The 6,687-nt window shown below is 40.1% G+C and carries 12 protein-coding genes; all 12 read left to right on the top strand.

Features of this window, described 5'->3' with window-relative positions:
* A partial coding sequence (locus tag QZU45_RS11465) for a hypothetical protein (RefSeq protein ID WP_295355411.1) occupies positions 1-627 on the top strand: 627 nt, incomplete at its 5' end.
* Between the two features lie 15 nt (positions 628-642).
* Complete coding sequence (locus QZU45_RS11460) at positions 643-999, top strand: head decoration protein (RefSeq protein ID WP_295355409.1); 357 nt, start codon at positions 643-645, stop codon at positions 997-999.
* A 15-nt stretch (positions 1,000-1,014) separates the two neighbouring features.
* Entirely contained in the window at positions 1,015-2,070 is a 1,056-nt protein-coding gene (locus tag QZU45_RS11455) for a major capsid protein (RefSeq protein WP_295355407.1), read from the top strand.
* Positions 2,071-2,072: 2 nt separating this feature from the next.
* On the top strand, positions 2,073-2,273 hold the full coding sequence (locus QZU45_RS11450) for a hypothetical protein (RefSeq protein WP_295355405.1): 201 nt from the start codon (positions 2,073-2,075) through the stop codon (positions 2,271-2,273).
* Positions 2,270-2,581: a hypothetical protein gene (locus tag QZU45_RS11445; protein WP_295355403.1), complete on the top strand. Its 312-nt coding sequence runs from the start codon at positions 2,270-2,272 to the stop codon at positions 2,579-2,581. Before QZU45_RS11450 ends, QZU45_RS11445 begins: the two co-directional genes overlap by 4 nt.
* A gap of 1 nt (position 2,582) precedes the next feature.
* A complete protein-coding gene (locus QZU45_RS11440; protein ID WP_295355401.1) occupies positions 2,583-3,050 on the top strand; it encodes a phage tail protein in 468 nt (155 codons plus the stop codon).
* Positions 3,051-3,066: 16 nt separating this feature from the next.
* Positions 3,067-3,588, top strand: coding sequence for a hypothetical protein (locus QZU45_RS11435; RefSeq protein ID WP_295355399.1), 522 nt, complete (start codon positions 3,067-3,069; stop codon positions 3,586-3,588).
* A 13-nt stretch (positions 3,589-3,601) separates the two neighbouring features.
* Positions 3,602-3,883: a hypothetical protein gene (locus QZU45_RS11430; RefSeq protein WP_074837970.1), complete on the top strand. Its 282-nt coding sequence runs from the start codon at positions 3,602-3,604 to the stop codon at positions 3,881-3,883.
* 3 nt (positions 3,884-3,886) lie between these two features.
* Complete coding sequence (locus QZU45_RS11425) at positions 3,887-5,371, top strand: phage tail sheath subtilisin-like domain-containing protein (protein ID WP_295355397.1); 1,485 nt, start codon at positions 3,887-3,889, stop codon at positions 5,369-5,371.
* 52 nt (positions 5,372-5,423) lie between these two features.
* On the top strand, positions 5,424-5,951 hold the full coding sequence (locus QZU45_RS11420; protein ID WP_074837966.1) for a phage major tail tube protein: 528 nt from the start codon (positions 5,424-5,426) through the stop codon (positions 5,949-5,951).
* A 10-nt stretch (positions 5,952-5,961) separates the two neighbouring features.
* Positions 5,962-6,270 (top strand): hypothetical protein, encoded by a 309-nt coding sequence (locus QZU45_RS11415; RefSeq protein WP_295355394.1) that lies wholly within the window; start codon positions 5,962-5,964, stop codon positions 6,268-6,270.
* A gap of 187 nt (positions 6,271-6,457) precedes the next feature.
* Positions 6,458-6,687, top strand: a 230-nt coding sequence (locus tag QZU45_RS11410; protein WP_295355392.1) for a hypothetical protein, incomplete at its 3' end; no start/stop codon positions are given.

Below are 6,687 nucleotides of genomic sequence, written 5' to 3'. Positions count from 1 at the left end.
TGGTTTACTGCTGAAGAGGCTGTAGAAAAAGGTTTTGCTGATGAGATTGATGAAGGTGAGCAGGTAACTGCTTATATGAAGGACGATCACATTCTAGCCATTGCAGGCTGTGAATGGGATTTGAAAAACTTACGTAAACCATCAAAGGAGATGTTAATGAGTAAGAAACCAGAAGATCCAAAGCCTGCAGCAAAGGTAGAAGATACTCAGATTGTTGCAAAGGCTGAGGGGCAGAAAGCGGAAGCTATGACAGCTGAACGTCTGAATGCAGAATATCCTGATTTGTTCAAGGCCATAGTGGCTGAAGCTGTTCAGGCCGAAAGAAATCGTATCAAGTCTCTGTCAGAGATTGATAACGGCGCAAATCATGAGCTTATTGTAAAGGCAATGTTTGAAGAGCCAATGACAGCAGAACAGGTTGCCATTGAGACCATCAAAATGCAGAAAGAACAGAAACTGTCAAAAACTTCATCAATTGCAGCCGATGCACAAGCTTTAGCCAATGATCTTGAAGGTGTCCAGCCTTCTGAAGGGGCTCTGCCTCAGGACAAAGATGCTGAATCACGTGCTCAGCTGGTTGCCGCTGTTCATGCCCAGCTGGCAAAAATCAACGGTTATAAAAAATAATTTGGGAGATTGAAAATGGCTGATTTAATTACAACTGAATCAACTGAGTATGACAAGTTATTTGCTGGTCTAAATCGTGATGAGATTAAGACTTTTCCAGTAATTGTAGCATCTGGTCAGAACCTAAAACGTGGTGCATTAGTTACTTTTGCAAACGGTAAGGTATCTGCAGTTTCTGCAGCAGATGGTGATACTCCTGCTTCAGATGTTTTTGGCATTCTTACTGATGATGTAGATGCTTCTGATGCAGATACAGAGGGTGTTGTATACGTTAACGGTGACTTTAATAAAGCAGCTGTTAGTGTTCCTTCAGGTGTTGACATTGAGGACTTTGTAAAAGCCGCTCGTAATGTTGGAATTTTCTTACGTTAATAGGAGATTATTAAGATGCCAGTATCTTTATTTGAGCCACGTACCATGCTTGATATGGTGAACTCAGAGTTCCGTGCTCGTTCATTCCTACGTGACCGTTATTTCTCAAACAAAAAGACCTTCAATACTCCAACTGTAGATATTGATATTAAAGGTCCAGGTAAGCGCAAGTTAGCTCCATTCGTAAATCCTCGCATTGGCGGAACCTTAGATTTACGCAATGGCTATAAGACCTCTACCTATAAGCCTGCATTCATTGCACCTTACCGTGTATGCACTGCTGAGGATGCAATGCAGAGACTGCCAGGCGAGCAGTTATACTCTGGACGTTCACCTAACGACAGAGCTGCTGCAATTCTTGCAGAAGATCTGAATGAGATGGATAAGGAGATTACACGTACTGAAGAGGTTATGTGTGCTCAAGCCTTAACCACAGGTAAGATTCTGATTAAGGGTGAAGGTGTTGACGACCAGCTTGATTTCTGGGGTGATTTATCTGCAGCAGATAAACCATCATCAACTGTATCAACCTTATGGACTGCAGCAGGTGCCGACCCTCTAAGAGATTTGCGTGCAGTATGCCGTACTATTTCTCAGAAGTCTGGTCTTACTCCTGTAGAAGTGATTGCAGGCGCTACCGCTGTTGATTGTCTAATCGACAAATTAAAGGGAGATACCACCGCATTTAATTCACGCAGAATTGACTTAGGTCAGATCAATCCTCGTGAGCTAGAGGACGGTGTTTCATACATTGGTGCTTTACGTTTACCAAATCTGGACGTATTCACCTATGATGAGACTTATTATGATGAAGCCTCTCAATCTAATAAGCCTATGATCCCAAATGATTCCGTCTTAATTGCCTGCCGTGGAGTAAAGACCACCAGAGCTTATGGACTTGTTGACATTATCAATGTTGCCGACAACTCTCATTCATTTGTTGAGGGTGACCGTGTACCTAATTCATGGTTGCAGCAGTCAAACCCTGCAGGTCGAATTGTGCAGCTGAAATCAGCTCCTCTCATGATTGTTAATGAGCCTTTAGGCTTCTACATCTTAAAGGTGGCTTAAATATGGACGTAAGACTAAAGTCTAATGTTCTACATAAAGGGGTAGTTCTTGAAATAGGAACTACCTTTTCTTTATCTGATAAGGAAGCATCAGATTGGATTGAGCGTGGTCTTGCTGAAAAGATTGCGCTTGATACCCAGAAGGTAGAACAGACTGACACTGAAAAAGCTTCTGAAACAAAGAAAGGACGCAGTAAAAAATGAACCTGAAACAGACCTTCAGAAAGGATTTAGATACCTTTATCAATGTAGGTGAGTTTGCTGATTACTGGACTATCAACGATACAAAAGTAAAAGCTGTCATTGATAATTCTGTAGCTAATTCTTTTGAAGGTGCGCAGGTTCAGGGCGTTTTCAAAGCAACAGTAGTTGTTTATCTAAGGCAGGGGGACTTATCTCCTCTGCCCTTGGTTGATTCTGTAGTAACTATTAACAAATTGAGATACGTATGCAGGGACGTACAGCAGGAGCAGGGCGTTGATATTTTAACGTTAGAAATAATGGAGCAATGATATGGCAGATAACTATGTACGCTTAGATGAGAGCGCAGTTAAGAAACTGACTTCATATCTTGAAGGAATGCCAAAACAGGCTCCGGTTGCTATTGCAAGGGCAATGAACAGAGCTATAGATTCAACTAAAACAGAAGCATCACGAATTTTAAAAGAAAATTACACCATTAAAGCTTCAAGCGTTAAGCAAAGTCTATCTGTAAAGAAAGCTTCAAAAAACGAGCTTGTTGCTCAGTTTTTAAGTTCCGCAAATTCTGCCAGTCTCTCAATGGCGCACTATAAATTCTCTCCAAATAAAGAGACAACAGGAAAAGCATTTAAACCTGTTACGGTTGAAATAAAGAAAGGTTCTCCATTTGAAGTTAAAAACGGTTTTGTCTGGAATGGAACCGTATTCAGACGTACAGGAAAGAACAGACTTCCTATTGAAGTAAAAACAGGACCAACTGTTCCGTTGGTGTTCTTCTGAAAGGAGTAACGAAATAATGGTAGAGCTTTATTGTGTTGACGCTCTCTGTAAGTTAATAAAAGAGGCGTTAGAAGATATTCGATTACATAAACCTCCAAGACAAACTGAAGAACGTCCTGGCAGTTTATATGAGGAAGAAACTCCTGAATATGAAGATGATCCTGAAGATGAAATTGAGATAAAAGTCTTTAATGGATGGCTTCCTTCAAAGAATTTTGATAATGACGCGGATTATCCGTTTGTCACGGTGAGACCAAGTAATGCCACAGTACATAACGGAGCAACAGATTTAAACATTGAAATTATCGTAGGAACTTTTGCAAGAGATGAGCTTGCATACCAGGACACAATGAATGTTGTTCATCGACTAATGATGAGAATAGCACAGTTGGAAAACGGCATTCTTGATCGCAAATATGAACGAATGGGAGATATGAAATGGGAGCTTCCATTTGAGCAGAAAGAACCTTATTACATGGCAATAATTTCAACATCGTGGCGAATTTATACCAGTCAGTATGAATCATCTAACGTTTAGTGAGGATAAAAAGATGGCAAAGAAAACAGATGCTGTGACAGTTACAGCTACTCAGGAAAAGACATGGCCTCGTATCTATGTTGGTCCAACAATTCCAAAAGGCTATTTTAAAAGCAATATGGTTTTTGAGGATGGTCTTGGAGACGTTGCTAAGGCTGTTGTTGAGAAACATCCTGAATTAGAAATTCTGATTGTTCCTACAAAAGATTTTGTTAAGTCATTAACAGAGGTGAACAAGGTAGGTTCAAGGTTACATGGCGCTTATCAGAAAGCTCTGAAGATCAAGGGAGAATAATAAATGGCAAATTATAAGCATGGTGTTTACATCGGTGAGACTGGCACCTCTTTAATTCCAACAGTCAGAGTTGAAAGTGCTTTACCTTTTGTTGTTGGCACAGCACCAATCAATCAGATTGCAGCTGGTTCAAGAAAGATTAATGAACCGGTTCTAATCAACTCATATGCTGAGGCTGTAAAATATTTTGGCTTTGAAGCAGCTCAGGTATTCAATACAAAGGGTGATAAGAAATTTACACATGGCCTCAGTGAGTTCATGTATGCAAACTTTAATTTCTATGGAATTGTACCTTGCATCTTTGTTAACGTCTTAGATCCTAGTGTTCATAAGGCAGCAGTTGCAGCTCAGACTGTTACCATTAAGGATGGTTCAGGCACCTTAAAGATTTTAGGTGTATTAGCTGAAACTCTGGTTGTAACCAATGGCCAGACTGGAGATGATTTACATACCTATGCTGCAGGCACTGATTATGAGACTGCTTTTGATGAGGATGGTTATCTTGTAATTAACTGGATTGGTGTTGAAATTCCTTCAGATGTAACTGTATCAGGCTACAAGATTGATCCTTCACTTGTAACTAAGGCTGATATTATCGGTGGTATCAATGCATCTACAGGTAAGCGTAAGGGCTTAGAGTTAATCAATGAAGTTTATCCTAAGTTCTCACTGGTTCCTACTCTGGTTCTTGCTCCTGGCTTCTCATCTGATCCTGAAGTTGCAGCAATCATGGGGGCAAAAGCAATTCTGATTAACGGTAATTTCAGAGCAATGGCTTTATGTGATGCTCCTGCAGATTCAAATGTACCTGTATATTCATCCGTACCTGAATGGAAGAAGAATAATAACCTAGTTCTTACTCAGCAGGTTCTCTGTTGGCCAATGGTTCGCAATACAGAGACTCTGTATCATGCATCAGTTCATCTGGCAGGTGTTATCGGTGTTACTGATAATGCTAACGGTGGTGTGCCTTATTGCTCTCCTTCAAATAAGAATGCGTCAATTACCGGTCTATGCTTGGATGACGGTACAGAGGTTGTATTCGGTAATGAAGAAGCAAATTACCTAAATGGTCAGGGTATTGTAACTTTACTGAATTTCGCTAAAGGCTGGACTATCTGGGGCAACAGAACCTGCTGTTATCCAGGTGTAACCGATCCAAAGGATGCATGGATTGCTGTAAGAAGAATGTTCCAGTGGGTAGGAAATACCATAGTTCTTACTACATGGCAGAAGGTTGACGAACCAGGTAACCGCAGGCTGATAGAGACTGTAGTAAATTCAATCAATCAGTGGCTGAATTCGTTAGTTGCTCGTGGTCAGTTACTTGGTGGCCGTTGTCTGTTCCGCGAGGAAGATAATCCTACCATTGAGCTGATGGATGGTATTTATCACTTCAAGGTATTTATGACTCCTCCTTCACCAGCTGAAGACATGGAATTCAATCTTGAAATTGATACCGAATACTATTCAACCTTGTTTGGCTAAGATTTTGAATCCGTCTGTTTAGACGGATTTTCTGTTTAAGAGGATTACAAAAATGGCAGAAAATGCTTTAACTCCGGATAAGACTATTAACTATCGTGTTTACAAAGATGGCGTAAATCAGGTTGGTATTGCTACTGTTGATTTACCTGAGCTGGCTCATATGACAGATACCATTTCAGGTGCAGGTGTTGCTGGTGAGATTGAGACTTCTGTTCTAGGTCATTTCCAGGCAATGAGCGCTACTATCAATTGGCGTTCTATTACTGAAGAAGCTTTAACTTTACTAAATATGAGTGGTGTTGAACTTACCTTCAGAGGTTCTCAGCAGTTCCTTGATAATGCAACCAATGAGCTTGTTCCTAAGGGGGTAAAGATTATTACCAAGGGTATCACTAAGACCGTTGGTTTAGGTTCTCTTGAGGTTGGTGCATCATCTGACACTACCACTGAATATGAAATCACTTATCTGAAGATTGAGATTGCAGATAAGGAAGTTATTGAGCTTGATAAGCTGAACTTTATCTACAAGGTAAATGGTACTGATTTACTTTCAGACGTTAGAAGTCAGCTAGGTATGTAAGAGGATTAAGATGCATATTGATTTTACCAAGCCTTATAAATTTGAAGGCAAAGAGTTTACCGGTATCGACCTTGATGTTGAGGAACTTACAGGTAAGGAACTAAAAAATGCCATTAAGAGCTACAAATCTTTAAATGGAAATAACATGCTGATTAGGAATGCAGCAACCTCTTCTCTTATTTCAGATGATGATTTTATTTTTTACTTCCTTGCTCAGAAAACCAAGCATCCAGTTGAGTTTTTTGAAGGATTACTGATTCCAGATTATCTGGGAATTATCGGAAAAGTATCCGTTTTTTTCGCTCAATCACTGGTGTAGGTGATCTTAATAACTGGCTCGAACAGTACACCAAAGGACTGATTATTCTTTCAAAAGAACTTCATACTTCTTTTCTTGAACTGTTTGAGCTTCCTATTTCAGATGTTGCCGAACTAATGCAACAGTACATAAACACTACAACCGAAATAAATAAAAAACTCCAATCTAAGACTAGGAGAACATAATTATGGCAGAAAAGTTATACCAGTTAGGATTAACTCTTGCAGGAACAGTTGCACCTAGTCTTACAAAATCTTTTTCAAAAGCAGATAAGGCTCTGTCTGAGTATGATCGCTCTGTTAATGCATTGAAAACGCATCAGTACGATTTAGACAGAGTAATGAAGCAGAGACAGGCTACCTTACAGGCAGCTCAGGCTTATGCTAAGGCACAGCAGGCGGTACGTGCTTTATCTGC

This window comes from uncultured Succinivibrio sp., assembly GCF_902756765.1.
In the GTDB taxonomy this organism is placed as follows: Bacteria; Pseudomonadota; Gammaproteobacteria; order Enterobacterales; family Succinivibrionaceae; genus Succinivibrio.
This window is presented reverse-complemented; position numbering and strand designations above follow the sequence as displayed.